Source organism: Ferrovibrio sp. (genome assembly GCF_035304305.1).
Classification (GTDB): domain Bacteria; phylum Pseudomonadota; class Alphaproteobacteria; order Ferrovibrionales; family Ferrovibrionaceae; genus Ferrovibrio.
Map to the genome: position 1 here is coordinate 68,147 of NZ_DATGQG010000054.1, position 24,787 is coordinate 92,933.

General features: G+C 66.2%; 27 protein-coding genes. 16 read left to right on the top strand and 11 right to left on the bottom strand.

Annotated elements, in window-relative coordinates; all coding sequences use genetic code 11:
• Window positions 1-385: 385 nt before the first annotated feature.
• The gene (locus tag VKZ87_RS06570; RefSeq protein ID WP_324220452.1) at window positions 386-1,003 is read right to left on the bottom strand and encodes an SCO family protein; all 618 of its coding nucleotides are present in this window, start codon (window positions 1,001-1,003) and stop codon (window positions 386-388) included.
• Window positions 1,004-1,333 carry a 4a-hydroxytetrahydrobiopterin dehydratase gene (locus VKZ87_RS06575; RefSeq protein WP_324220453.1) on the bottom strand — a complete coding sequence of 110 codons (330 nt, stop codon included), beginning with the start codon at window positions 1,331-1,333 and terminating at the stop codon, window positions 1,004-1,006.
• Between the two features lie 89 nt (window positions 1,334-1,422).
• Between VKZ87_RS06575 and VKZ87_RS06580 the strand changes: the two genes are divergently transcribed.
• Window positions 1,423-1,827, top strand: a complete 405-nt coding sequence (locus VKZ87_RS06580) for a metallopeptidase family protein (RefSeq protein WP_324220454.1) — start codon at window positions 1,423-1,425, stop codon at window positions 1,825-1,827.
• 3 nt (window positions 1,828-1,830) lie between these two features.
• On the opposite strand, the gene cobB is transcribed toward VKZ87_RS06580, so the two are convergent.
• The 4 genes from cobB to VKZ87_RS06600 all read right to left on the bottom strand — a co-directional run bounded on the left by cobB (window position 1,831) and on the right by VKZ87_RS06600 (window position 5,067).
• The gene (gene cobB, locus VKZ87_RS06585) at window positions 1,831-2,544 is read right to left on the bottom strand and encodes a Sir2 family NAD+-dependent deacetylase (protein WP_324220455.1); all 714 of its coding nucleotides are present in this window, start codon (window positions 2,542-2,544) and stop codon (window positions 1,831-1,833) included.
• A 5-nt stretch (window positions 2,545-2,549) separates the two neighbouring features.
• Window positions 2,550-3,179: an RNA 2',3'-cyclic phosphodiesterase gene (gene thpR / locus VKZ87_RS06590; protein ID WP_324220456.1), complete on the bottom strand. Its 630-nt coding sequence runs from the start codon at window positions 3,177-3,179 to the stop codon at window positions 2,550-2,552.
• Window positions 3,180-3,250: 71 nt separating this feature from the next.
• Entirely contained in the window at window positions 3,251-4,309 is a 1,059-nt protein-coding gene (locus VKZ87_RS06595; RefSeq protein WP_324220457.1) for an NADP(H)-dependent aldo-keto reductase, read from the bottom strand.
• A gap of 101 nt (window positions 4,310-4,410) precedes the next feature.
• Window positions 4,411-5,067 carry an arylesterase gene (locus VKZ87_RS06600; protein ID WP_324220458.1) on the bottom strand — a complete coding sequence of 219 codons (657 nt, stop codon included), beginning with the start codon at window positions 5,065-5,067 and terminating at the stop codon, window positions 4,411-4,413.
• A 28-nt stretch (window positions 5,068-5,095) separates the two neighbouring features.
• On the opposite strand from VKZ87_RS06600, the gene VKZ87_RS06605 reads away from it, so the two are divergent.
• Genes VKZ87_RS06605 through VKZ87_RS06615 form a run of 3 tightly spaced genes read left to right on the top strand, consistent with a single transcriptional unit; the run spans window position 5,096 to window position 8,945 of the window.
• Window positions 5,096-5,836, top strand: coding sequence for an ABC transporter ATP-binding protein (locus VKZ87_RS06605; RefSeq protein WP_324220459.1), 741 nt, complete (start codon window positions 5,096-5,098; stop codon window positions 5,834-5,836).
• Complete coding sequence (locus tag VKZ87_RS06610) at window positions 5,836-8,346, top strand: ABC transporter permease (protein ID WP_324220460.1); 2,511 nt, start codon at window positions 5,836-5,838, stop codon at window positions 8,344-8,346. The genes VKZ87_RS06605 and VKZ87_RS06610 overlap by 1 nt, the downstream gene beginning before the upstream one ends.
• Window positions 8,346-8,945 carry a class I SAM-dependent DNA methyltransferase gene (locus tag VKZ87_RS06615; RefSeq protein WP_324220461.1) on the top strand — a complete coding sequence of 200 codons (600 nt, stop codon included), beginning with the start codon at window positions 8,346-8,348 and terminating at the stop codon, window positions 8,943-8,945. Before VKZ87_RS06610 ends, VKZ87_RS06615 begins: the two co-directional genes overlap by 1 nt.
• 3 nt (window positions 8,946-8,948) lie before the next feature.
• On the opposite strand, the gene VKZ87_RS06620 is transcribed toward VKZ87_RS06615, so the two are convergent.
• A complete protein-coding gene (locus tag VKZ87_RS06620) occupies window positions 8,949-10,163 on the bottom strand; it encodes a Bcr/CflA family multidrug efflux MFS transporter (protein ID WP_324220462.1) in 1,215 nt (404 codons plus the stop codon).
• A 217-nt stretch (window positions 10,164-10,380) separates the two neighbouring features.
• On the opposite strand from VKZ87_RS06620, the gene VKZ87_RS06625 reads away from it, so the two are divergent.
• The 3 genes from VKZ87_RS06625 (at window position 10,381) to VKZ87_RS06635 (ending at window position 14,065) form a co-directional block, all read left to right on the top strand.
• Complete coding sequence (locus tag VKZ87_RS06625) at window positions 10,381-11,106, top strand: Bax inhibitor-1/YccA family protein (RefSeq protein WP_324220463.1); 726 nt, start codon at window positions 10,381-10,383, stop codon at window positions 11,104-11,106.
• A gap of 162 nt (window positions 11,107-11,268) precedes the next feature.
• Window positions 11,269-12,753, top strand: a complete 1,485-nt coding sequence (locus VKZ87_RS06630) for a M81 family metallopeptidase (protein ID WP_324220464.1) — start codon at window positions 11,269-11,271, stop codon at window positions 12,751-12,753.
• 1 nt (window position 12,754) lies between these two features.
• The gene (locus VKZ87_RS06635; RefSeq protein ID WP_324220465.1) at window positions 12,755-14,065 is read left to right on the top strand and encodes a tetratricopeptide repeat protein; all 1,311 of its coding nucleotides are present in this window, start codon (window positions 12,755-12,757) and stop codon (window positions 14,063-14,065) included.
• Between the two features lie 10 nt (window positions 14,066-14,075).
• On the opposite strand, the gene VKZ87_RS06640 is transcribed toward VKZ87_RS06635, so the two are convergent.
• The 4 genes from VKZ87_RS06640 to VKZ87_RS06655 form a co-directional block, all read right to left on the bottom strand.
• Window positions 14,076-14,468 carry a DUF2794 domain-containing protein gene (locus VKZ87_RS06640; RefSeq protein ID WP_324220466.1) on the bottom strand — a complete coding sequence of 131 codons (393 nt, stop codon included), beginning with the start codon at window positions 14,466-14,468 and terminating at the stop codon, window positions 14,076-14,078.
• 240 nt (window positions 14,469-14,708) lie between these two features.
• Window positions 14,709-15,260, bottom strand: a complete 552-nt coding sequence (locus VKZ87_RS06645) for a response regulator (RefSeq protein WP_324220467.1) — start codon at window positions 15,258-15,260, stop codon at window positions 14,709-14,711.
• A gap of 17 nt (window positions 15,261-15,277) precedes the next feature.
• Window positions 15,278-15,928 (bottom strand): chemoreceptor glutamine deamidase CheD, encoded by a 651-nt coding sequence (locus tag VKZ87_RS06650; protein ID WP_324220468.1) that lies wholly within the window; start codon window positions 15,926-15,928, stop codon window positions 15,278-15,280.
• A 10-nt stretch (window positions 15,929-15,938) separates the two neighbouring features.
• Entirely contained in the window at window positions 15,939-17,144 is a 1,206-nt protein-coding gene (locus tag VKZ87_RS06655) for a pentapeptide repeat-containing protein (RefSeq protein ID WP_324220469.1), read from the bottom strand.
• Window positions 17,145-17,342: 198 nt separating this feature from the next.
• Here VKZ87_RS06655 and VKZ87_RS06660 point away from each other — a divergent pair, with 198 nt between their 5' ends.
• From VKZ87_RS06660 to VKZ87_RS06700, 9 genes are all read left to right on the top strand, one after another.
• Window positions 17,343-17,864 (top strand): hypothetical protein, encoded by a 522-nt coding sequence (locus VKZ87_RS06660; RefSeq protein WP_324220470.1) that lies wholly within the window; start codon window positions 17,343-17,345, stop codon window positions 17,862-17,864.
• A gap of 102 nt (window positions 17,865-17,966) precedes the next feature.
• Window positions 17,967-18,506, top strand: a complete 540-nt coding sequence (locus VKZ87_RS06665; protein WP_324220471.1) for a hypothetical protein — start codon at window positions 17,967-17,969, stop codon at window positions 18,504-18,506.
• A gap of 164 nt (window positions 18,507-18,670) precedes the next feature.
• Window positions 18,671-19,120 carry a hypothetical protein gene (locus VKZ87_RS06670; protein WP_324220472.1) on the top strand — a complete coding sequence of 150 codons (450 nt, stop codon included), beginning with the start codon at window positions 18,671-18,673 and terminating at the stop codon, window positions 19,118-19,120.
• Between the two features lie 166 nt (window positions 19,121-19,286).
• Window positions 19,287-19,601, top strand: coding sequence for an STAS domain-containing protein (locus VKZ87_RS06675; protein ID WP_324220473.1), 315 nt, complete (start codon window positions 19,287-19,289; stop codon window positions 19,599-19,601).
• A complete protein-coding gene (locus tag VKZ87_RS06680) occupies window positions 19,598-19,966 on the top strand; it encodes a response regulator (protein WP_324220474.1) in 369 nt (122 codons plus the stop codon). The genes VKZ87_RS06675 and VKZ87_RS06680 overlap by 4 nt, the downstream gene beginning before the upstream one ends.
• 29 nt (window positions 19,967-19,995) lie before the next feature.
• A complete protein-coding gene (locus VKZ87_RS06685) occupies window positions 19,996-22,251 on the top strand; it encodes a chemotaxis protein CheA (protein WP_324220475.1) in 2,256 nt (751 codons plus the stop codon).
• Between the two features lie 15 nt (window positions 22,252-22,266).
• Window positions 22,267-22,803: a chemotaxis protein CheW gene (locus tag VKZ87_RS06690; RefSeq protein WP_324220476.1), complete on the top strand. Its 537-nt coding sequence runs from the start codon at window positions 22,267-22,269 to the stop codon at window positions 22,801-22,803.
• Between the two features lie 22 nt (window positions 22,804-22,825).
• The gene (locus VKZ87_RS06695; protein ID WP_324220477.1) at window positions 22,826-23,710 is read left to right on the top strand and encodes a protein-glutamate O-methyltransferase; all 885 of its coding nucleotides are present in this window, start codon (window positions 22,826-22,828) and stop codon (window positions 23,708-23,710) included.
• An 8-nt stretch (window positions 23,711-23,718) separates the two neighbouring features.
• Window positions 23,719-24,771: a chemotaxis response regulator protein-glutamate methylesterase gene (locus VKZ87_RS06700; protein WP_324220478.1), complete on the top strand. Its 1,053-nt coding sequence runs from the start codon at window positions 23,719-23,721 to the stop codon at window positions 24,769-24,771.
• The last annotated feature ends 16 nt before the right edge of the window (window positions 24,772-24,787 follow it).

Here is a 24,787-nt window from a genome sequence, read left to right on the forward strand (position 1 = left end):
CAGGACCTCAGTCCACCGCCTGCGGGCCGTACGGCGATCCGGCGCCCGGCTGCGGAAGGAAATGCGGAGAGCGGAACGCCCATGTATTCACCTCTCTGGTCGATGGTGACGCCGTTGCTTTCCTTCCTCCGTCTCTGTTCCGACAATCCCAAGCTTATTTGTGCTTATTTGTGCTTATCTGGTGCTAATCCGGGCTTAAGTTAACCCTTGCGGGCCTAATGCATTGAAAAACAAAGACTGGAAGGTGGCCTTGCGACACGGATATGCAACCGACGCTCGGGCCACCCGGTTCCTGCCGGAGCGGTGACCTTTCCGGGCAATATGTACATATAGGGAACATCGGCGCCGGTTCAAGGCCGGCGCGGCATCAGTCCGAAGGTCGAGGCTAGAGCTTGCTTTTGATCCGCTCCGCCATCTGCTCGGGGGTCGTGTCGTGGCGGAAATGGGTGAGATATTTCCCCTCGCCGTCCATCAGGTAGATGAAGCCGGAATGGTCGACGGAATAGCCCAGGCTGGAATCCTTCAGCGCGACCTTCTGGTAATAGACCCGGTATTCCCGCGCGACCTTCGCGATCTGCTCCGGCGTGCCGGTCAGTCCGACCAGCCGCTCATGGAAGGCCTGCACGTATTCCTTCATCACGGCCGGCGTATCCCGTTCGGGATCGACGGTGATCAGCAGCGGCTGCACCTTCTCGCCGGCCGCGCCCAGCTCGTCCATGGCGATCGCCATGGTCTGCAGGCCCGTCGGACAGATATCCGGGCAGTTGGTGAAGCCGAAATAGATCAGCATCAGCCGGCCGGCGAAATCCCTGTCGGTGACCGTTCTACCCTCATGATCGACCAGCTCGAACGGCCCGCCGATCGTCACCTGGCCGCTGCCGCCATCCTGCGACGAACGCGGGATCAGCGACGCGAAAACGACATAGGCGCCGAGCGCGAGCACGGCGAGCACCGCCGTGATCACCAGCCCGCGCAGCAGGCCCCTCTGTGCCGGCCCCGACATTCAGACCTCCTTGCCGCCCAGCGTGGCGGCAGCCTCGTTGATAAACGTCGCGAGCGCGATGTCGCGTTCGCTCAGCCCGCCGGCATCATGCGTCGTCAGCAGGATCTCCACGCGGTTGTAGACATTGAACCATTCCGGATGATGGTCGAGCTTTTCCGCCATCAGCGCCACGCGCGTCATGAAGGCGAAAGCGGTGTTGAAATCGGCGAACGCGAAGCGCGCGGCAATCGCATCGCGGCCTTCGACCTCGCGCCAGCGGGTCAGACCCTGCAAAGCGGCGGTACGCGCGGGTCCTTCCAGCTTCGCCACTTTCCGATCGACCGGTGCCATGCCATCCTCCTCGGCGACATTGCCGGGGAAGCTAACGCGCTGCCCCTGCTGCATCAACCGCTGCAACCGGGAATGGGGCGATCCGCCGCATGGCGTCTTCTCACGATCTGACACCGCCGAGCCTGGACGACCTTGCCGCAATGGCCGAGGCGGAACTGAACCGCCTGCGCCCGGCGCTGGGACGCTACATCGACGGCGTTCCTGTGCAGGTTGCCGAATTTCCCGACGAGGAAACGCTGCGGGAGATGGGCTGCGAGAGCCCCTTCGACCTGCTGGGCCTCTATGCCGGCGGCAGCATCCTGGCCGAGGAACGCGGCGATACCGGAACCCTGCCGGCGATGATATTTCTCTACCGCCGGCCGCTGCTGGATTACTGGTGCGAAACCGGCGAGCCGCTGCGCCGCGTCGTGCGCCACGTGCTGATCCATGAGATCGGCCACCATCTCGGCCTGTCCGACGAGGATATGGACCGCATCGAAGCCAGCGTCGCGTAACGCTCAGAGCCGGCGCAGCAGCTCCTCGACATAGTCCGGAACCACCTGCGTTGCCGGGCCGTAGCGCCCCTCGGCAAACAGTGTATGGCCGTCCGAGCGTTCCAGATTCAGCTCCACCGTATGGGCCCGGCCGGCGCGGCGCAGTTCGGCGACGAACCCTGCCGCGGGATAGACCTGGCCCGAGGTGCCGATCGAGAGAAACAGATCGCAGCTGTCGAGCGCGGCGTAAATCTCGTCCATGTAAAGCGGCATCTCGCCGAACCAGACCACATGCGGCCGCATCGCCTGCCTGATGCCGCAGGAGGGACAGGCCGTGGCAATCCCCATATCGCCGTCCCAGGCGCAGACATGCTCGCACATCCCGCAGCGCGCCTTGCGCAGCTCGCCATGCATGTGCAGCACGCGCTTCGATCCGGCGCGCTCATGCAGGTCGTCGACATTCTGCGTCACCAGCAGGAAGTCGCCCTCCCAGCTCTGCTCGAGCCGCGCCAGCGCCGCATGGGCGGCATTCGGCAGGGCCTCGATCAGGTTCTTACGCCGCGCGTTGTAGAAGTCGTGCACCAGCACCGGATTGCGGCTGAAGCCTTCCGGCGTCGCGACCTCGCTGAGGTCGTATTTCGTCCACAGGCCGTCCTTGTCGCGGAAGGTGCCGAGGCCCGATTCCGCCGAAATGCCCGCACCGGTCAGGATGACGATGGACCGCGTCTTACCCGTCATTCCACTCAGTCGGCATAACCATAGGCCGCCATCTCCTGACGGTCCCAGTGCTCGGCCTCGTCGGCCATCCAGTCATTCTCACCCTCTTCCTCGCTCAGCCCGTCGAGGCGGTAGACGCGTTCCGGCGTGTAGATCGCACCGGAGCTGGAGAGGAAGCTGGAATAGAGCACGAAGCGGTCACACAGGAAGGGCGGCGCCTCGTAGAGCGCATGATGGCTGAGGAAGGCGCCGAGCCGGTCGATCGGGGCGTTGTTCAGCCGCGCCAGGGTGACATGCGGCGCGAATTTGCGCCGGTCGGGCGCCATGCCGGCCCGCAGGCAGGCATTGTCGACCTTTTCCTGCAGCCGGAGCAGCGGCGGGCTGGGCCGTACGCCGGCCCAGAGCGAATGGATCTTGCGCTTGTCGCCGAAGGTGCCGACGCCGAACAGCCTCAGCTCGAAGGACGGCATCACGATGCCCGACAGCTCCTCGGCGACCGCATGCGCCACACGGCCGTCGACCTCGCCGATGAAGCGGAGCGTGAGATGGAATTGTTCGGGTTTCGACCAGCGGGCGCCGGGGACGCCGGCGCATAGGGTGGCAAGCGAGTTGCGGACTTCATCCGGGAAACTCAGGGCGACAAACAAGCGGATCATGGCTCAGCCCTCCGCAGGTACGGGCAGAAATGCCCAGATGGGACGCGCAACCCCTGTTATTCCAACACGGATCAGGCGGCCGGGTTCGGTTGATCGCGATGGATCGCCTCGATGCCGTCAAGAACCTCCTGTGACAGTTTCACATCGATGCTGTCGATATCGGTCTTCAGCTGCTCCATCGACGTCGCGCCGATGATGTTGGACGTGACGAACGGCCGCGAATTCACGAAGGCCAGCGCCATCTGTGCCGGATCGAGGCCGTGCTGCCGCGCCAGCGCCACGTAACGCTCGGCAGCGCGGTCGACCTGCGGATTGCTGTAGCGGGTGAAGCGCGTGAACAGGGTCAGCCGCGCGCCGGGCGGGCGGGCGCCGCCGAGATACTTGCCGGCCAGCACGCCCATGGCGAGCGGCGAATAGGCGAGCAGCCCGACATCCTCGCGGTGGGTGATCTCCGCGAGGCCCGCCTCGTACCAGCGGTTCAGCAGGTTGTAGGGATTCTGGATCGAGACGACACGCGGCAGGCCGCGGGTTTCGGCCAGATGCAGATGCCGCATGGTGCCCCAGGGGCTTTCATTGGAAAGACCGAAGGCGCGGATCTTGCCTTCCTTCACCAGATCCTGCATCGCGCCGAGGATGTCCTCGATGGCGTTCGTCTGCTCCTCGACATGGCTGTATTCCGCCTTGCCGAAATTGTTGGTAGAGCGATCGGGCCAGTGGGTCTGGTACAGGTCGATGTAATCGGTCTGCAGCTTTTTCAGGCTCGCCTCGACGGCGTAGCGGATCTGCTTTGGGCTGAGCTCGGTGGCGGGCGTGCCCTTCTCGCGCAGCCATTCGAAGCTGCCGCGCGAGGGATAGCCGCGGCCCGCCACCTTGGTGGCCAGCACGATCTTGTCGCGGTTCTTCCGCGCCTTCAGCCAGGTGCCGATATAGGTCTCGGTCCGCCCGGCCGTCTCGGCCTGGGGCGGCACCGGGTACATCTCGGCGGTGTCGATGAAGTTGATGCCGCGCTCCAGGGCGTAATCGAGCTGGGCATGGGCCTCGGCCTCGGTGTTCTGCTGCCCCCAGGTCATGGTCCCCAGGCAGATCAGGCTGACCGAGATGTCGGTGCGGCCCAAGCGACGGAACTCCATGACAAAACTCCTACTCAAGACTGGGGCGACCGCGGCCGCCGGATGGGGAAGATGGCCCATCTTGTCGGCAGGCCAACGAATTTACAACCAGATTTGCGGCTTCAGGCGCCGAGAAACCCCAAAATCTGGGGCAGCATCTTGCGGACCATGGTGGCGACGCCCTCCCGGTTGGGATGTATTCCGTCACCCAGATTGAGCTTCGGGTTGTTCGCCACCTCGTCCAGGAAGAAGGGATAGAGCGGCACGTCATGCTTCTTCGCCAGGTCGGGATAGATCGGGTTGAACCGCTTCCCGTAATCGGCGCCCAGATTGGGCGCCGCCAGCATGCCGACCAGCATGACCTTCACGTTTTCCTGCTTCAGCCGGGTGATGATCCTGTCGAGATTGGCCCTGGCCTCCTCGGGCGGCAGGCCGCGCAGCATGTCGTTGGCACCCAGGGCCACCAGCGCGTGGGTCGGCCTGTCGGCCAGCGCCCAGTCCAGCCTGGCCAGCCCGCCCGCCGTGGTATCGCCCGAAACGCCGGCATTGATCACCTGCGCCTGCACGCCCTTCTCCCGCAGCGCCTTTTCGAGCTGGGCCGGGAAAGAGGCATCGGCCGGCAGGTTGTAGCCCGCCGTCAGGCTGTCACCCAGGGCCAGGATCCTGAGCGGGGCCGCAAGCACCCCATGGGCGGCCAGCGTGACCAGCATCACCGCCAGCGCCAAAGCCGCGTTGCGCCAGCGCCGGAATGGTCCATATCCTGCGTGTACTTGCATCATCGCCTTCTTTTCTGCGGAAACCCTGTTCATGGACCCATTTAAGGCCGGATCTGCCGGTGTCGACACCATCATCGGCCTGACCGGCGTGAAGCTCACGCTGCAGAGCACGGCCGGGCCGGTCAATATCCTGCGCGGCATCGACCTCGGGATCGAAGCCGGCGAGCGGGTCGGCATCGTCGGCCCCTCGGGTTCGGGCAAATCGACCCTGCTGGCGGTGCTGGCCGGGCTGGAACGGGTCAGCGAGGGCGAGGTACGGGTGGCCGGCGCCGATCTCAACGCCCTGAACGAGGATCAGCTGGCGCTGTGGCGCCGCGCCAATGTCGGCATCGTGTTCCAGAGTTTCCACCTGATCCCGACCATGACGGCGCTGGAGAATGTCGCCGTGCCGCTGGAACTGGCCGGCGCGCCGGATGCCATCGAGCGCGCCCGCGCCGCGCTGAGGCAGGTCGGGCTGGATCACCGCGAAACGCATTATCCCGCCCAGCTGTCCGGCGGCGAGCAGCAGCGCGTCGCGCTGGCCCGCGCCGTGGCGCCGCGGCCCGCCCTGCTGCTGGCCGACGAGCCGACCGGCAACCTCGACGGCGCGACAGGCCATGCCATCATCGAGCTGATGTTCGGCGAGGCGGCGCGGCTGAACTCCACCCTGGTGCTGATCACCCATGACGACCAGCTGGCATCGCTCTGCGACCGCGTCGTGCATATCGAGGACGGCCGCATCAGGTCGGTCACGCAGGGCACCGCCAGGGCGCGCCCGAAGGCGGCCGAATAATGCTGAGTCTCCGCTTTTCACTGCGCGAGCTGCGCGGCGGCCTGCGCGGCTTCCGCCTGTTCGTGGCCTGTCTCGCGCTCGGAGTCGCGGTCATCGCCGCGATCGGCACCCTGTCGGCCGCCATCATCACCGGCCTCGAGCGCGACGGGCGTTCGCTGCTCGGCGGCGACATCGAGTTCCGCCTGACGCACCGTCCGGCCGAAGCGGCCGAACGCGCCTTCCTCGAGCAGCAGGGCCGCCTGTCGGAAAGCGTGCAGATGCGCGTGATGGGCCATGCGCCGCAGACGCAGCAGAGCGTGCTGGTGGAGATGAAGGCGGTCGGACCGGCCTACCCTCTCTATGGCCGCATGGAACTGGAGAATGGCGCCGAGCTGCAGGCGGCGCTGCGCCAACGCGGCGGCGTGTTCGGCGCTGCCGTCGATCCGCAGGCGCTGATCCGGCTGGATGCCAGCATCGGCGACCGCATCCGCCTCGGCGAGGCGGAGTTCGAGATCCGCGCCGTGATTACCCGCGAGCCCGACCGTGCCACGGCGGGCTTCACCCTGGGCCCGCGCGTGATGATCAGCCTCGATGCCCTGCCGCAGACGCAGCTGATCCAGCCCGGCAGCCTCGCCTACTGGGAATACCACCTCCTGCTGCCCGAGGGCGCGAGCGCCGCGGCGGTGCAGGCGGCGGCCGAGCGCGAATTTCCCTCCGCCGGCTGGCGCATCCGCGACTGGCGCGAAGGCAGCCCAGGCGTGAAACGCTTCCTCGACCGCGCCTCGCTTTTCCTCGTGCTGATCGGGCTGACCGCCCTGCTGATCGGCGGCGTCGGCGTGGCCAATGCCGTGCATGCCCATCTGCAGGGCAAAACGCCGACGATCGCCACGCTGAAATCCGTCGGCGCGACGACCGGCTTCATCTTCCGCGTCTATCTCTGGCAGACCATGCTGCTGGCGGCATTCGGCATCGCGCTGGGCATCGTCATCGGCGCGGCCGTCCCCAATCTTGCCGCCGGCGCCCTGGCCCGCATCATGCCGCTGCCCATGGTGCCGGGACTTTACGCGATGCCGCTCATCCTGGCCGGCATCTACGGTCTGCTGGTGGCGCTCGCCTTCACCGTCTGGCCGCTGGCGCGCGCCGCCGATATCCGCCCGGCCGCCCTCTACCGCGACCTCGTCGCGCCGGGAAAGCGCTGGCCCCGCCTGCCCTATCTGCTGGCGACGCTGGCGCTGTTCGCCGGCCTTGCCGCCATGGCGGTGCTGGGCGCCACCGAACGGCGCTTCGCCTTCTATTTCGTCATCGCCGCCATCGTCGCCTTCCTGTTGTTCCGGCTCTTCGCGCTCGGCGTTTCGGCGCTGGCGCGGCGGATCAGGCCGCCGCGCGGCGCGCGGCTGAAACTCGCGCTCTCCAGCCTGCACCGGCCCGGCGCGGCAACGGCGGCACTGCTGCTGTCGCTCGGCGTCTCGCTGACGCTGCTGGTCGCCATCGCGCTGGTGGAAGGCAACCTGCATGCCCAGGTGGAGGACCGCCTGCCCGACGAGGCGCCGGCCTTCTTCCTGCTCGACATCCAGCCGCAGCAGCGCGGCGAGATCGCCGCCCTGGTGTCCGCCACGCCGGGCGCGCGCGATTTCGACACCGTGCCGAACCTGCGCGGCCGCATCACCAGGGTGAAGGATGTGCCGGCCGACCAGGTGGATGTGACGCCCGAACAGCGCTGGGTGCTGCAGGGCGACCGCGGCCTGACCTATGCGCGCACGCTGCCTGAGGGCTCGACTTTGGTGGCCGGGCAATGGTGGCAGCCGGACTATGACGGTCCGCCGCTGATCTCGATGGAAGAGCGCGCCGCCAGAGGCCTCGGCGTATGGATCGGCGACCGGCTCACGGTGAACATCCTCGGCCGCGACATCGAGGCCGAGATCGCCAGCATCCGCCGCCTCGACTGGTCGTCCTTCGGGATCAATTTCGTGCTCGTCTTCTCGCCCGGCCTGCTTGAACGCGCGCCGCATACCTTCCTGGCAACGGTGAAGGCCGATGCCGCCGCCGAGGTCGCGCTGTTCCGCGACGTGACGCGGCAATTCCCCAATGTCTCGGTCGTGCGCATGAAGGACGTGCTGGGCGAGCTGAATGCCATGGTCGAGAAGCTCGGTGCCGCCGTGCGCGGCGCGGCCGCCGTCACCCTGATCGCCGGCCTCTTCGTGCTGGCCGGCGCGCTGGCGGCCGAGCACCGCAAGCGGCTGCGGGAAAGCGCAGTGCTGAAGGCGCTGGGCGCCACGCGGCGCGACATCCTCGCGGCGCATCTGATCGAATACGGCCTCGTCGGGCTGGTCGGCGCCGTCGTGGCCTTCCTGCTCGGCTGGCTGGCCGCCTGGGCCATGGTGACGCAGCTGATGAACGCCAATTTCGTCTTCGCGCCCGGTGTCGCGGCCGTCACCGCCATCGGCGGCGTGATCGCCACCCTGGCGCTCGGCCTGATCGGCGCCTGGCAGGCACTGGCGGCCAAACCCGCGCCGCTGCTAAGAACCGCCTGATGGCGGCAGATCAGATCATCGGCTTATACGAGCGGCATGCGCAGGCCTACGACGCCGAGCGCGGCCGTTCGCTGTTCGAGAAGGCCTGGCTCGACCGCTTTCTCGGTCTGCTGCCGCCCGCGCCCGCGGTGCTCGATATCGGCTGCGGCCATGGCGAACCCATTGCCGCCTATCTGATCGGGCAGGGCTGCCGGCTCACCGGCATCGATTCGTCGCCGAGCCTGATCGCGCTGTGCCGTGAACGGTTTCCCGCGCATCGCTGGTCGGTGGCCGACATGCGGCTGCTGTCACTGGAGCAGCAATTCGACGGCATCCTCGCCTGGGACAGCTTTTTCCGCCTCACCGTGGAGGATCAGCGCCGCATGTTCCCGCTGTTCCGGAAGCATGCCGCGTCGGGTGCCGCGCTGATGTTCACCAGCGGGCCGTATCACGGCGAGGCGATCGGGAGCTATCACGGCGAGCCGCTCTACCACGCCAGCCTCGCGCCGGAAGAATACCGCTCACAGCTGGATGCCCAGGACTTCGAGGTCGTCGCGCACAGGGCCGATGACCCCGATTGCACCGGCCACACCATCTGGCTGGCGCAGCTCAGGCCGTAACCCTCACCGCACCAGAACCAGCCGCGCCACCAGGCCGCCGATGCCGCTGAGCGCCACGATGATCGCCATCGGCAGGGCCGTGCCGTCATGCAGCGCGCCGACCATGGCACTGGTGACGGCGCCGAGGATGAACTGCAGGGTGCCCATCAGCGCCGCCGCCGTGCCGGCGCGATGCGCCTCGCCGGCCATGGCGGAAGCGCCGGCATTGGGCAGCACGGCGCCGAGGCTGGCGATGTAGAGGAACAGCGGCAGCCAGATCCCGATCATTCCGCCGGCGCCGAACCAGGCGGCGACCAGCAGCGCCAGGCCGGCCAGGGCCATGGCCCAGATGCCCACGATCAGCACCTCGTCCAGAGTGAAACGGCGCAGCAGGAAGCGGTTCACCTGCGACATGCCGATGATGCCGATGGCATTGACTCCGAAGATCCAGCCGAAGGCATCGGCGGGCACCCGGAACAGGTCGATGAAGATGAAGGGCGAGCCGGCGATATAGGCGAACATGCCGCCCATGCCGAGGCTGGAGGCGAGCGTGTAGCCCATGAAGCGGCGCTGCACCAGCAGCTGGCCGTAGCTGCGCAGCGCCGTGCCGATGGTCAGCCGGGCCTGCGGCTGCGGGCGGTTGGTCTCGGGCAGGCCGATCCGGGCCACCACCATGGTGAGCAGCCCGAAGCCGGCGAGAAACCAGAAGATCGAATGCCAGTCGAACCAGACCAGCATGTAGCCGCCGAGCAGCGGTGCGAGGATCGGCGCCACCCCCATCACCAGCATCAGCAGCGACATGACCCGCGCCCCCTCGCGCGGTTCGAACAGGTCGCGGACCATGGCGCGGGCGATCACCATGCCCGCGCAGCTGCCGAAGGCCTGCAGGAAACGGGCGGCGATCAGCGTGTCGACATTGGGCGCCAGCGCGCAGGCCAGCGAGGCGCCGACATAGAGCAGGTTGCCGATCAGCAGCGGCATGCGGCGGCCGAACCGGTCGCTCAGCGGCCCGTAGAAAAGCTGCCCGATCGCCAGGCCGAGGAAGAAGATCGACAGCGTGAGCTGGACCTTGCCGGCGTCGGTCGCCAGGGCGCGCTCCAGCGCCGGCAGGCCGGGCAGGTACATGTCCACGGCCAGCGGGGTAAAGGCGCTCAGCGCCCCCAGGATCAGGGTCAGGCGCAGCAGCGAGTGGCTGCCGGAAGCCGCCGGCCCGGCGGAAGACGGGGTAGAGAGGGTCATGGGACTCCTGGATGGGCGGTTTTCGGCCCGGGGGAGGCGCCTTCTACGCGATAGTTCGCCTACTGACGAGTACCGGCGTCACATCCTGAACAGAAAATTGAAATGCCAGACCTGTGAAGGGCTTAATTGGTTCCCGACAGGCCGATTATCCTTGAAATCGGGAGCCTGCCAGACAATATACCTCTGCACAAATGACATAACCTTTGGAGGCAAACCCATGTCGACGCCGTTCAACCAGCCGCGCTATGGCTACGGCGCCACCACGATCGACCGGGCGACGATCGATGAGGCGCTGCGCGCCTATATGCTGCGGGTTTACAATTATATGGGCTCGGGCCTGGCGCTCAGCGCCATCGTGGCCCTGCTGGTCGCCCAGTCCCCCGCCCTGATGCAGACCCTGTTCGGCAGCGGCCTGGCCTTCGTGGTCATGCTGGCGCCGCTCGGCATTCTGCTGGCCATGAGCTTCGGCGCCAACCGCATGTCGGCGGGCACGGTGCAGGTGCTCTACTGGGCCTTCACCGCCACGATGGGCCTGTCGATCTCCACGATCTTTCTTGTCTACACCGGCGAGTCGATCCTGCGGATCTTCTTCATCACCGCCGCCATGTTCGGCGCCATGAGCCTGTGGGGCTATACCACCAAACGCGACCTGACCGGGATGGGCGCCTTCCTGTTCATGGGCGTGATCGGCCTGATCATCGCCAGCGTGGTGAACATCTTCCTCGGCTCGACCGTGCTGCAGATGGCGGTCTCGGCGATCACCGTGCTGGTCTTCACCGGCCTGACCGCCTATGATACGCAGCGGATCAAGTCGGAGTTCTACGAGGGTACCCCGTCCGATGTGCTGACCAAGCAGGCGGTGTTCGGCGCGGTAGCTCTCTACGTGAACTTCCTGAACATCTTCATGGCCCTGTTGAGCCTGTTCGGCCAGCGGAACGACTGATCGCAGCGTCATTGCTGCAACTGCGAAACCCCGGCGGGCAACCGCCGGGGTTTTTCTTTGCCACCACTGCGGGCGGAACCGGCGCGAGCGGCGTGACAGGGCCGGCGGGCTGGCCTTAGACTTTCATTCGCCCACCAACGAAAAACCAGGATTGCTGCCCCGATGAAACTCGTCCTTGCGATGATGAAGCATGAGACCAATACCTTCTCTCCCATCGTGACCGACTGGGCGCGGTTCGAGGCCTGGGGGCTCTATACCGGCCAGGCCGCCATCGAGGCCTATGCCAAGACCAACATGCCGCTCGGCGTCTATCTCAACCTCGCGAAGGAATACGGCGCCGAGGTGGTGCTGCCGATGGCGGCCGAGGCGATGCCGGGCGGCAAGGTGACGGCGGACGCCTACAAGCGGCTGACCGATCCGATTCTCGAGGCGGTGCGCCAGGGCTGCGACGGCTGCCTGCTGGACCTGCACGGCGCCATGGTGGCGGAAGGCACCGATGACGGGGAAGGCACCCTGCTGGAGCAGATCCGCCGCATCGCGCCGGACCTGCCGATCGCCGTCACCCTCGACCTGCACTGCAATCTCACTCCGAAGATGGTGGAGAACTGCACCGCGCTGATCGGCTACAAGACCTATCCGCATGTCGATATGGATGTCGTCGCGGGCCAGGTCGGCCGCGTCGTGATGGAATTCATCGCCGGCAAGCGGCCGAAGCCGGCCATGGCGCTCCGCCAGCTGCCGCTGCTGTCGCAGACCCTGTGCCAGGGCACCGATGACGAGCCGATGAAATCGGCCATCCAGGCCTGCCGGAACGAGGAAGCCAGGGGACTGCCCTGCGCCAGCGTGTTCGGCGGCTTCGCGCTCGCCGATTTCAAGGATGCCGGCACCACGGTCATCACCGTCGGCAATGACCAGCAGCAGGCCGATGCGGCCGCCGACGCCATCGCGGCGCAGGTCTGGGACAAGCGCGACCAGCATGTCTACCGCCACCGCGACCTGGCCGAGAGCGTGGCGAAGGCCAAACAGATCAAGGACGGCCCGGTGATCCTGCTCGACCATGCCGACAATTGCGGCTCGGGCGGCACCCAGGACGTGATGATGGTGATCGAGGAAGTGCTGCGGCAGGGACTGGAGGATGTCGCCGTCGGCGCCGTCTGGGACCCGGAGGCCGTGCAGATCATGCAGAAGGCGGGCGTCGGCGCGACCGTGACGCTGGAGCTGGGCGGCAAGACCGACATGCCCTCGCTCGGCCTCAAGGGCCGGCCGCTGAAGCTGACCGGCAAGGTCCGCACGATCACCGATGGCGAATGGATCGTGCGCGGGCCGATGTATAACGGCTACAAGGTGATGATGGGCCCCACCGCCGTGCTGGAGGTCGACGGCCGCATGCAGATCGTCGTCGTGTCGCGCCATCACGAACCCTGGGATACCGGCGTCTTCACCTCGGTGGGCATCGATCCGCAGCACAAGCGCTACCTGCTGCTGAAGTCGCGCATCCACTACCGCGCGGGCTTCGCGCCGCTGGCCAGGGCGACCTTCACGCTGGATGGCGAGGGCGTGACGACCTCCGACAACAGCAAGCTGAAATACGAAAAGCTGCGCCGTCCCATCTATCCGCTGGATCGCATCAACGACTGGCAGCAATGACATGCTGAACGACCGCTGGGGCCTGCCGATCGCCACCGACGATCCGGACGTCGTCACCGGCCTCGATACCTTCGACACCAGCTTCCTGACCTATGGCACCACGGCCGCGACGGTCTGGGACGCCGCCCGCGCCGATCCCGCCTGCGTGATGGCGCAGGCCAAGGCGGCCGCGCTGGAGATGTTCCTGCAGACCGGGCAGTCGATCGCCAGGGCGCGCCCCTGGCTGGACGGCGCGGCGCCGCATCTGGCCAAGACGACGGAGCGCGAGCAGCTCTGGCATGCCCAGGTCAGCGCCTGGGTGGACGGCGATGCGGAACGCGCCATCGCGCTCTGCCGCGAGATCGTCAACCACTGGCCGGAAGACCTCGCGGCCGTGAAGATGACCCAGTTCCACATGTTCCATGTCGGCGACCTGGCCGGAATGCTGGAGATCGCCGAGGCCGCCCTGCCTGCGCACCGCGCCTCTGCCGAGATGCATGGCATGCGCGCCTTCGCGCTGGAGGAGATGAACCGGCTCGACGAGGCCGAAGCCTCGGCCCGGCATGCGATCGAGCTCAAACGCGCCGAGCCCTGGGCGCATCACGCGCTGGCCCATGTGATGGAGACGCAGGGCCGCTGCGCGGAAGGCTTCGCCTTCATGAGCGAGCATGCGGATACCTGGACGGACAGGAATTCCTTCATGCGCAGCCACAACTGGTGGCATGCCGCGCTGTTCGCCATCGATTCCGACCGGCCCGAAGAGGCCCTGCGGCTCTATGACGAGCAGGTCTGGGGCGTATGGAAGGAATACAGCCAGGACCAGGTGAATGCGGCCGCCCTGCTGGCGCGGCTGGAATTCGCCGGCCTCGACGTCGGCGCGCGCTGGCAGGACGTCGCCGACCATGTCGAACGGCGCGGGCCGGAGCATGTCGAGCCTTTCCTGGATGCGCATTACCTGCTGGCACTGACCCGCGCGGGGCGCGAAGCGGCCGCCGCGCGGCTGCTGGCAAGCCTGCAGAATCATGTTGCCGCCCTGCCCGATCGTCTGAACGGGCGCATCTGGCGCGAGGTCGGCGTGCCGCTGGCGGAAGGCGTCTTCGCATACGGCCGCGGCGACTGGCGCACCGCCTTCACGCGGCTGCAGCCGGCCCTGTCGGGCCTGCAGCAGATCGGCGGCAGCCATGCCCAGCGCGATCTGTTCTGGCAGCTCTGGCTGCGGGCGGGTGCGCACGCCGGCGAGATCGCCGCCGTGAAGCCGCATTTCGAGCGGCGCGCCGCAGAGCGTCCCGGTGTGGCGAAGCACCGCCGCGAACTGGCGGCACTCGGCGCATAGACCGTTATTTTCAGAACGTCGCTTCGCGCTTGGGTTCGAAATAGCGCAGCATCACGGCAAGGTCCTTGCCGCGGCGCACGATGCGTCCGCCCTGCGCCAGAATGGTGAAGGCGCCCTGCTTGCGCGCCAGCTTCGGCGTTTTCACGATGCGATAGAGCGCGCCGTCGGCGCTGCGCCGGAACACGGCGAAGCTGCAGCTGTCGCGATCATGGCCGATGGCGTAGTCGCGCCACTCGCCCTGGCCGACCATGCGGGCATAGAGATTGAGAATCAGGTTGAATTCGCGACGATCGAAAAAGACCTGCGGCTCGGTCGTTCTGCCCTCGGCGGACTTTGCACCCGCCGGGCGGGTCACCGCCTCCTCCGGGCGCCGGTACTGGTGAAGGGCAATCACCTCGCTCATGCCGAGCGGCTTACCTCCCGTCGAATCGCAGCAGCCGCAGACCGGCCACTGGCAGAATCTTGGTCCCTGCCCGCTGCGGCGTCAAGCCGACAATGCGTGACCAGGCCATCATCCGGCCCTGGTGAAACGGCTGCTCGGGCTGCAGCAGAAGTATGCAGCCGATACTGAATGTAACGGAAAGCGACTCCGCGCCGTGAAAGCGCGGCGCGGCGAAATTGGCAGGGACGACCGTATGACCGACTAGAGCTCGCTCAGCAGATTCTCGATGGCCTTTTCGTCCATCTGCTGCTCGCCCTTCTCGATCAGATCGCGGCGGCGTTCCTCGCCGGTATAGGTCGAGACCTTGTGGCGCCGCCGGTCGGGGCCGAAGAAATCGTCGGTACGCACGAACTGGCGCGGATACTCGATCACCATGGTGATGCGCTTGGCCATCGCCTTGGCGGTGAACGGCTTGACCAGGAATTCGGTGACGCCGGCATCGCGGGCCTTCATCACCTTCCACTCCTCCGACTGCGCCGTAACCATGATGATCGGCACGAACACGTTGCGCGAGGCGGGATTCTTGCGCACCCACTCGACGAAGCCGATGCCGTCCATCTCGCCGTCCATGTGCCATTCGGTGAAGATGATATCAACGACATTGTTCTCGAGATAGCTGAGCGCATCCCTGGCGTTCATCGCCTCCGCGATGCGCTGCACGCCCAGCGGACGCAGCACCTCCTTGATCAGCTGCATGTGGTTCGGATTGCTGTCGACCACCAGCACGGCAATGTTGTTCAGCTTATACGCCATAACGAGCGGATCCGTACCTAGTCGAACAGCTCGATGCTGCCGGCCTGGCTCTGCACGGCCGTGATCTTCCGCGCGCTCTCGCGCTGGAACACGGCCTTGGCGCTGGCATCCTCGATCTGCTTGACACGCGCCACGCCGGACGAGGGAAAATACTGCACCTTGCGCGGCAGCGTGCCGCGCAGATCCGCGGCCATGATCCTGAAGCCTTCGGCCTTGAGAAAGCGCTCGATGAAGTCGGCATTCTGGTGGCCGATGCCGCGCAGGCCGGCAAGCACGTTCGCGCCGCCGAAGATCTTCACCTCCAGCCGCTCGCGACGGCCGCCAGCGGTGAGGATGCCGTTGATCAGCTGCTCCATCGAATAGCTGCCGTAGCGCAAGGCGGCCGAGACCGGCAGGTCGGGACTGGTGTCGCCGCCCTTGTCGGGCAGCAGGAAATGGTTCATCCCGCCGACGCCGGCGACCGGGTCGCGGATGCAGGCGGCGACGCAGGAGCCCAGCACGGTGGCCAGCATCTCGCCCTCGCGGGTGGATACGAAAAAGTCGCCCTGGAAAACCTGGACGACATGCACCTTCAGAACGGGATCGAAATACCGCCGCCGTTCGACAGACGCACCCGCGCCGGCGGAATCGGCGGCGGGTCGTCGCAGGATGCCCGGGGTAGTATTCATCGCGTAACCATCATGGCCTGCCTGCAGGCGGCGGTTCAAGACCGCTGACATCCCGCAGGATGGCGTCGCCCCAGTCGACATCGGCACAGTCGGCACCGGCCAGGCGGGCGCCGGTGAGATCGGTGTGAATCACCCGCCCCGTCCGCTCGCCCTTCGGCGTCAGGATTTCGGCATGGCCGAAGCGGCTGCCGGCCAATGTCGCGCCGCGCAGGTCAGCCCCGGCGAGGTTGCAACCGGCGAAGGTGGCCGACGATATCTGCGCCTGGCGCAGATCAGCACCGGCCAGGTCGGCGAATTTGAACACGGTGCCGGCCAGCCGCGCATGCCGCAGCACCGCGCCGCGCAGCTTGATGCCCGAGAGATCGAGGCCGGACAGGTCGAATCGGGTGAGGTCCTGCCCGTGCAGATCGGCGCGCGCTCCCGCCCCGGTCTCGATCCAGCGGCGATGCGCCTGCAGGGCGGCGCGGATCTCCGCCTCGCTCATCTTCTTTGGTGCCGCGGCCGGTTCCGGCGCCGTGTTGGCCATCGCGACATTGGCGCCGCTCAGCTCGACCTCGGCGAGGTCGACGCCATGCAGATGGGCATCGGTGAGATTGGCCCCGGCCAGGGTCGCGCCGGCCAGATTGGCGCCGCTCAGCTCGGCGCCGACCAGATTGGCGCCCGACAGCGTGGCGCCGCTGAGATCCGCGCCGGACAGGTCGGCCCCCACCAGCTGGCAATCGGCGAGCGCCGCGTCCTGCAGGTTGGCGCCGGCCAGATTGCTGCCGCTGAAATCCGCGCCCAGCGCGTCGACGCCCACCAGCGTCGCCCCGGCGAAATTGCCGCCGGTGACGTTCTGGCGCAGCACCTCCACCGCCTGCCTGGGGTCCGAACCGATCTCCAGGCCGCGGCGGAAATTCGCGCCGGTGAGATTGGCGCCGGCCATGTTCACCTTTTCCAGCGCGGCGCCCCGCAGGTCGGCCCGCGTGAGATCCGCCCCGGAGAGGTCCGCACCGCTCAGGTCCGCCTTGAAGAAGTCGCACTGCACCAGCCGGGCCTCCACCATCCGGGCCCCGGTCAGGACGGTCATGCGGAAGCTGGCGCGCCGCAGATCGGCGCCGGACAGATCGGCACCGCTGAGGTCGCGACCGGAAAAATCAGCCGCCTTGCCCCCCGGCATCCCCTTCAACCAGAGATGATGGTGATGCAAGAGCTCTTTGATATCGATCGGATCCATATACCCAGCCTGCACCCTTGCAGCTTGTTAGCATGTTTTTGCCCGGGCGCCATACTGCCGCCGGTAAAGCCTCCCACCACCGCAAGTCGCACCATCCCTTACCGGCGGCAAACCGGGAAGGTTAAGAAATGGGAATGCCCCCTTCCGGACGCATGCAGGACGGATGCAAGCCGGCCGGGTTTGTGAAATAGTCGCATTATGGGGGAGAGTGCAGCATCGCCGCAGAACCAGCGTCCGTCGTCGCCGCCGGCCGAGGCGGAGTCCGCTACGATTGCGCCCGCCACGGCCCGCGAACTGCTCGACTTCGTTGCCCTCGTGCTGCTGGCCATCAAGGAGGAAATCCAGGACCTGCAGCAGGTGCAGAGCGCCACCTCCCAGGCTTTTGCGGCCAAGCTGGTGGAACTGGGCCGGCAGCTGCCCGGCTCGCCGGTGATGGGCGAGGTGGTGACGCTGATGCAGTCGGACGACCTGCGCAGCCAGCGCCAGCAGCACGTGATCAATGCGCTGAAATATGTCGAGGACATCATCCGCGAGCAGTCGGGGCGCAGCTGGGCGCCGTTGCTGACCCATCGCGCGGCCGGCTGGGGCGAGGGGCTGGTCGCCAGCCAGACGCTGGAGCAGGTGCGCACGCATTTCCAGCATTACCTGCTCGGCGCGCCGGCGGCGGAATCTCCCGCAGCGGCGCCGGCCGAGACCGAGGACGAGGTAGAATTGTTCTGACCGACTTTCGCGGCGATTTGGTTTGCAGCCCCGCAGGGGCATGACTAGGGTGTTTGCTACAGCGGCAGGCAGGGCCGCTGCGGAGTGGGAGCGTGATCGGGCATGGCTGAGAACGAGGGTACCAAGGCGGCTGCGCCCCAGTCGGGCAAGAAGGCGCCGAGTGACGCACAATTCGTCACGCCCCCCAACTACCTGAAGATGAAGGTCGGCGCCGGCGGCGTCGACAAGGAAGCGCTCAAGGAAGCCGAAATCGCCGTCCAGGTGCTCGGGCATAAGATGTATGCCCAGTGGGCGGATTCCGATCTGGAACGCATGCGCGCGGCGTTCGAGACGCTGAAGCAGACCAGCCTCGACAATGCCGCGGACGTGAAGAAGATGCTGCGGATCTGCTGGGACATGAAGGGCCTGGGCGGCACCTTCGGCTATCCGCTGGTCACCACCATCACCCATTATCTCAGCAGCTATCTGGAGCATTGCCTCGACCGGCAGCTCGAGGTCAGTTCGGCCGTGGTTTCGCCGCATATCGATGCGCTCTATGTCGTGCTGAGCCAGAAGGTCAGCGGCGATGGCGGCGCCATCGGGCGCGAGCTGGTGGCCGGACTGGAAAAGGTCGTGCTCAAGACCGGCGCCCGGATCGGCTGATCCGAATCAGCAGAACCCGATACAAGAACTGGTGGGTGCAGACCGCACCCCTCCCCGCATCTAGCGGTTCTTCTTGACCCCGCGAATCGGCATCGGCTAAGGTCGGAGCGAATCGGGCACGGGCCGATTCGGTTTCCGATTCAAGTGCGGGATAGGACGATCCGGTGGATCTGGACCAGGGCGTTTATGCGGATCGCGATGCCGGCCAGGATGATGCCGGTCCGGACGATGCCTTCTTCTCCGCCGACCCCATTATCGATGTGGAACCGGAGGACCTCGATCCCCGGGAACGCGACGCCGGCCAGTTCTCGGCCCCGCGGCCGCGCCTGACCGAGCGTTTCAACACCGAAACCACCTTCCAGGGCCTGTCCCTGTCACAACTTGCAGTTCATTCGCTCTGGATCGTCGATTATCTGCGCCATCTCGGAGCGACCGAGATGGCCGACGGGGACATCGAGTCGCTCGGCCACTGCGCCGACGATCTGGAAGATGCCATCATGATGATGTTCCAGCTCGCCGGCGGCACCCGGCAGGAACTCCGGCAGCGCTATCAGGACCTCAAGCAGACGTTGCAGGTCCGCCAGCGCATGACTATCGATCCGGGTCACGCCTGACCGGGAAATCCGCGGCAAAGTCCCGGTTGGACGTGCTTTTTTGGTAACCCTCGCCATGATCCCTCTTTCGTCCCGTGGGACCCTCGGCTAGGCTGCCCCGCAAGCCGGATGCCGGAGGCACGGCGGCGGCCAGCTCCCGTCCGGCGGGGGTTCAGGGGGAAGGCGGATGGAGCCGTTTACGATTACCAAGACGGATGATGCCGTCCAGCTCGGTCTGGTTGCGAGCATGGACCTGCGGGCCGCCGAGCCCCTGCTGCACACGTTTCACGAAGCCCTGGGTCACAACGGCAAGATCGTCATCGACGCCTCGGCCGTAGACCGGCTGTCGACCCCCTGCGTCCAGATCCTGCTCTCGGCTGCCCAGCATATGGAGCAGCACAACATTCCCTTCGTGATCCGCTCGCCCAGTGACGCCTTCGTTACCGCCTTCGACGACCTGGGGCTGTTCTCGTTTCTCATGAAATGGCCGGTAGAGACATGACCAAAACGGTTCTTACCGTCGACGATTCCAAGACCATGCTGCAGATGCTGCAATTCGCGCTGAAGCAGGGTGGCTATCAGGTGATTCAGGGCGAGAACGGGCAGGAAGGCCTCGACCTGCTTGATGCGAACGATAACATCGACGTCATCATCACCGACATAAACATGCCGGTGATGGACGGCATCACCTTCATCAAGGAACTGCGGAAAAAGCCCAAGAACAAGGCCACTCCGGTCCTGATTCTGACCACCGAAAGCAGCCAGGCGAAGAAGCAGGAAGGCCGCGCCGCCGGCGCGACCGGCTGGATCGTCAAGCCGTTCGATCCCGGCAAGCTGCTGGAAGTGATCCGGAAAGTCAGCCCGTAAGCCGTGGAGCAGAAGCGAGACGCGCCGAAATGGATGATTTAGCCCAGTTCAGACAGACCTTCTTCACCGAGTGCGAGGAACTGCTCGGCGACCTGGAAGGCCATCTGATGACGCTGCAGGCCGGCGAAGGCGACATTAACACGCTGAACGCCGTCTTCCGCGCCATCCATTCCGTCAAGGGCGGTGCCGGCGCCTTCGGCTTCGACCGCCTGGTCAACTTCGCCCATATCTTCGAGACCGTTCTCGACCTGATGCGCGACGGCCGGCTCGAGCCGACGCCGGATTCCGTGCTGCTGGTGCTGCGCTGCGCCGACATCCTCTCCGATCTCGTGCGTGCGGCCCAGAACGACACCGAGCTGCCGCCCGACCATGAGGATGAAGGCCGCAAGGCGCTGATCGCCCTGGCCGCCTCGATCGGCGTCAATGCCGATCCCAATGCCGCCGACGACGAGCTGGCCGCGCTGGATGCCCAGCTGGCGGCCGGCGGCCCCGATGCCGTGATTGCGGCCGCGGCCTCTGCCGAGCCGGAGCCGGCCCCTGCGGCCGCAGCCGCCCCGGCCAAGGCGCCGCTGCTGAAATATCTCGTGAAGTTCACGCCGCGCGACGCGCTGTACCAGCGCGCCAACGAGCCGCTGATCCTGATCCGCGAACTGCGCGAACTGGGCGGCTTCCTCGCCCGCGCCGACGCCTCCACGATCCCGCCCTTTGACCAGATGCAGGCCGAGGGCGCCTACATCAAGTGGGAATTCGAGATCGAGACCGACAAGGGCGAGCAGGCGATCCGCGACGTGTTCGAATTCGTGCTCGATGACTGCGAGCTCGAGGTCACCTGCCTGAATCCGCCGGCCGAGGCGGCGGCGCCCGCAAGCGAGGCGCCGGCCAAGGCGGAAGCCGCGGAACCCTCTCCGGCTCCGACGGCTGCTGCGGTTACTGCCACACCCAAGCCGCAGGCTGCGGCGGCCGGTACGGCGCCGAAGGCCGAGGCGGCCAAGCCTGCCGGTACCAAGCCCGCCGGCGCCAAGGCCGAAGGCGCCGCCCCCGAAGGTGGCAAGGCCGTCCGCTCGATCCGCGTCGATCTCGACCGCGTCGACAAGCTGGTCAACATGGTCGGCGAGCTGGTGATCACCCATGCGATGATCGCGCAGCAGACCGAACACCTGCATGCCGACCAGCATCCCGAACTGGCCAACGGCCTCGCCGAGCTGTCGCATCACATCCGCGACCTGCAGGAAAGCGTGATGGCCATGCGCGCCCAGCCGGTGAAGAGCGTGTTTGCGCGCCTGCCCCGCCTGGTCCGCGAACTGGCGGTAGCGACGAACAAGAAGATCCGCCTCGACATGAGCGGCGAGAACACCGAGATCGACAAGACGGTGATCGAGCAGCTGGGTGATCCGCTGACCCACATGATCCGCAATTCCTGCGATCACGGCATCGAGACGCCGGAGGAACGCATCGCCGCCGGCAAGCCGGCGGAAGGCGTGATCCACGTCTCGGCCGACCAGCGCGGCGGCCGCATCGTCATCGAGATCAGCGACGACGGCCGCGGCATCAACCGCGACAAGGTGATGAAGAAGGCACTGGAGAAGAAACTGATTCCGCCCGATGCGGTCCTGAGCAACGAGGAGATCGACAACCTGATCTTCCTGCCGGGCTTCTCCACCGCCGATACGGTGTCGAACATTTCCGGCCGCGGCGTCGGCATGGACGTCGTGCGCCAGAACATCCAGTCGCTTGGCGGCCGCGTGCACATCCAGTCGCGCCCCGGCCAGGGCTCGTCCTTCATCCTGACCCTGCCGCTGACGCTGGCGGTGCTGGACGGCATGGTGCTCAAGGTCGGCGACCAGTCCTACATCCTGCCGCTGGCCAATATCGTGGAAAGCCTGCGGCCGGAGCCGGACCAGATCAACATGGTGGCGAATTCCAGCGAGGTGCTGCGGATCCGCGGCGAATACGTGCCGCTGGTCTACCTGCACCGCATCTTCAAGGTGCAGAACGGCATCGACGATCCGACCAAGGCCCTGGTGATCATCGTCGAGCTGGAAGACGGCTCCAAGATGGGCCTGGTGGTGGACGAGATCATCGGCCAGCAGCAGGTCGTGATCAAAAGCCTGGAGGAGAACTTCGATCCGATCCGCGGCGTCGGCGCGGCGACCATCCTCGGCAACGGCCGCGTCTCGCTCATCCTCGATGTTGCGGGAATCAAGCATATTGCCGAGAATGAGACGCAGCGGCCGGGCAATCAGAACCGGCAACTCGCCGCACCGGCCCTGCAGGCCAGCGCGTAAAGGGTGGAGTAGGTAATGACAGCCGCAGAACAGAGCAGCGAGCAGCAGGCCCGGTCGAGCCGTACCGTGCAGCTTGTCTCCTTCACGGTTGGCAACGAGGAATACGGCGTCGACATCATGGCCGTGCGCGAGATCCGCGCCTGGTCGGAAACCACGCCGCTGCCGAACACGCCCGAGGTGGTCCGCGGCGTCATCAACATGCGCGGCGCCATCGTGCCGATTTTCGACCTGCGTGCCCGCTTCGGCATGCCGCGCACCGAGCCCGACAAGTACAACGTCGTCATCATCGTGTCGGTGGCGTCGCGGATTGTCGGCATCCTGGTCGACGCGGTTTCCGACATCATCACGATCAACGAGGACGAGATCCGCGCCATGCCGAGCATGGAGCAGGTCAACGGCGTCGGCTTCATGGAAGGCCTGATCACCGTCGGCGAGCGCATGGTCGGCCTCATCGGCCTGGAGCGGATGTTCTCCGGCCGCATGCTGGAAGCCGCCGACAGCAGCACCCGCCCGATGCTGAGTAGCCCCTCCGAGCAGGCCAGCGCCGCCTGAACCCGGTCGCCCGGACAGATCGATGAACGCCGACATCCGCACGCGCCTCGAAAAGGGGATTGTGGACGCGCCCGGACCCGAGGATCGCGAATTCAGCTTTTCGGGCGAGGATTACGCCTTCCTGCGCGCCATGCTGAAGGAGCGCACCGGAATCGAGCTCGGGCCGACCAAGCACAACATGGTCTATGCCCGGCTGGCCAAGCGGCTGCGCCGCCTCGGCATGCAGAGTTTCCGGCAGTATATCGAGTTCATCGGCTCCGATGCCGGCCGTGAGGAACTCGGCGCCACGCTGAATGCGCTGACCACCAACCTCACCAAGTTCTTCCGCGAGAACCACCATTTCGAGCATCTCGCCGGCCAGGCGCTGCAGGAGATCCGCGCCCGCGCCGCGACGGGCGGCCGCCGGCTGCGCATCTGGTCAGCCGGCTGTTCCTCGGGCGAGGAACCCTACTCGATCGCCATCACGCTGCTGCGCGCGATGCCCGACATCAAACAGTGGGATGCGAGAATCCTCGCGACCGACATCGACACCGAGATGGTGCGGCGCGGTGCCGAAGGCGTCTACAATGCCAGCGCGCTGGAAGGCATTCCCCACGAGATCGCTTCGAAGTATTTCGAGCCGCACGGGCCGGACAAGGTCAGGCTCTGCGCCGAGGCACGGGCGCTGATCAGCTTCAAATACCTCAACCTGATCGAACCCTGGCCGATGAAGGGCCCGTTCGACGTGATCTTCTGCCGCAACGTGGTGATCTACTTCGACAAGGACACCCAGCGCACGCTGTTCGACCGCTACGCCAACCTGCTGGCGCCCGGCGGCTTTCTCTACATCGGCCATTCGGAAAACCTGTTCGGCATCACCGAGCGGTTCAAGCTGCTCGGCCGCAACATCCATCGCAAGATCGCGTGAGGCCCTCATTGGCTGGCAAGAAAATCCGGGTCCTTATCGTCGATGACAGCGCGCTGATCCGCCAGCTGCTGACCGCCGCACTGTCCAGCGACCCCGAAATCGAGGTGGTGGGCGCCGCGCCCGACCCGCTGATCGCCCGGAGCATGATCAAGGAACTGAATCCGGACGTGCTCACGCTGGACGTCGAGATGCCGAACATGGACGGCATCTCCTTCCTCGAGAAGATCATGCGGCTGCGGCCGATGCCGGTGGTGATGGTCTCGACGCTGACCCAGAAGGGCGCCGCGATCACCATGCAGGCGCTGGAAATGGGCGCCGTCGACTTCGTCCCGAAGCCGACCCTGGACATCAAGCATGCGCTGGAGGAGATCCGCCACGAGCTGATCGCCAAGGTCAAGACCGCCTCGACCGCCCGCGTGGTGGCGCGTTCCAGGCCGGCCGAAGGCCAGGCGACCCGGCGGCTGACGCCGGGTCCGGGCTTCACCTCCACGGACATCATCGTGGCGATCGGCTCCTCCACCGGCGGTGTCGAGGCGCTGAAGGAGGTCATCACCATCCTGCCGCCGGACAGCCCGCCGATCCTGATCACCCAGCATATGCCGCCGCGCTTCACCGGCAGCTTTGCCGCCCGCCTGGACAGCCTTTCGGCGGTCACGGTGACCGAGGCCAAGGACAATGTCCGGGTGTTTCCCGGCCACGTATATATTGCTCCGGGCGACTATCACCTGACGCTGCACCGCTCGGGGGGCCACTATTACACCAAGCTTAACCATGATCCGCCGGTCTCCGGCCACCGCCCCTCCGTCGACGTCCTGTTCAGCTCGGTCGCCGAGCATGCCGGCCATAATGCGATCGGGGTCATCCTGACCGGCATGGGCAAGGACGGTGCCGTGGGGCTCAAGAAGATGCTCGATGCGGGCGCCCAGACCATCGGTCAGGACGAGTCGACCAGCCTGGTCTACGGCATGCCCAAGGCAGCGAAACTGATGGGCGGGGTACAGGCAGAGGTAGCGATCGGGCAGATCGCGGCCGAGATCCTGAACCGGTGCAAACAGCGTTGAGAAAGCTCGTTTTTTA